Raw genomic sequence first — 982 nt, 5'->3', positions numbered from 1 at the left:
TATAGTCAAAACCGAATTATACCAAGCAACTTTCAACACATTCCTTAAGCGTATCAAAATTGCTTAGCGTTAAACGAACCTTTTGCTTGATGACTGCCCACAACTGCTCAATCGGATTAAGTTCAGGTGAGTAAGGCGGTAAGTACATCAGTTCAATATTATAAAGTTCGGCAATTTGCTTTAAATCGCCACCATGATGAAATCTAGCATTATCCAACACCAATACACGTTTTGGATAATTACCATTTTCATCTTTTGGCAAAGATTGTGCTAATGTGTGTAGCCAATTTTCAACTATCACACGGTTACAACTACCTTCAAAGATAACAGGAGCAATAACTTTAAACTCATTTAATCGCATAGCTCCCATTAAGTTTAAGCGTTTACCCTTATTGGCATCGATTTTGGCATAACAAGGTTTGCCAATAGGCGACCAACTGCGGGTGTAGTATTGCCTTTGATAAAATCCTGTTTCATCCATAAATAGGATGTTGTCAGCGGTAATGCTCAAGGTTAATAGCAATAAACCTAGCATTAATTTAAACCCAATTTGCTTTAGTAAATCGGCTTGCTTAAAGAGCGAGGTCTTTTTTTAAAACTCCATTTGATTCGACGTAAGGTTTGTAAAAAGGCGTTATAGGAAATATCGATATCAGGATGGTCTTTTAAGTACTGTTCTCTAAGCTGTTTTGCGGTGTCGAATTGCTGAGCGTTAACGTAGTCCTCAAAGGCGATTAGGTCAGTGATAATGTGTTTTACGCCAACAGGTGCAAAGGGTTTTGGTTTGGTATTCCCTTGTTCTTGATAGAGCTTTATCCAGTCATTAAGGGTGTTGCGGTTGATTTCAAACAGTCTGGCTGTTTGGCTTTTGTTGCCTGTCTTTTGCCAGTGGTTGACGGCTCTGTCTCGTAAGTCTTGGTTGTATATTTTGGGCATGGTGGTATTGGTTTAAAATGCTTATTATATTACAGTTTTAACTATA

General features: G+C 38.0%; 2 protein-coding genes. Both read right to left on the bottom strand.

Annotated features, from left to right (window positions below):
* Positions 1-16 precede the first annotated feature (16 nt).
* Positions 17-535: an IS630 family transposase gene (locus tag MA2_RS10755; protein ID WP_067059667.1), complete on the bottom strand. Its 519-nt coding sequence runs from the start codon at positions 533-535 to the stop codon at positions 17-19.
* A gap of 20 nt (positions 536-555) precedes the next feature.
* The gene (locus MA2_RS10750; RefSeq protein ID WP_067055824.1) at positions 556-936 is read right to left on the bottom strand and encodes a helix-turn-helix domain-containing protein; all 381 of its coding nucleotides are present in this window, start codon (positions 934-936) and stop codon (positions 556-558) included.
* Positions 937-982 lie beyond the last annotated feature (46 nt).

Origin of the sequence: Moraxella atlantae NBRC 14588 (assembly GCF_001591265.1) — a bacterium.
GTDB classification, from domain to species: Bacteria; Pseudomonadota; Gammaproteobacteria; order Pseudomonadales; family Moraxellaceae; genus Faucicola; species Faucicola atlantae.
Note: the sequence above shows the minus strand (reverse complement) of the source record. Positions and strands in the feature narration are given on the sequence as shown.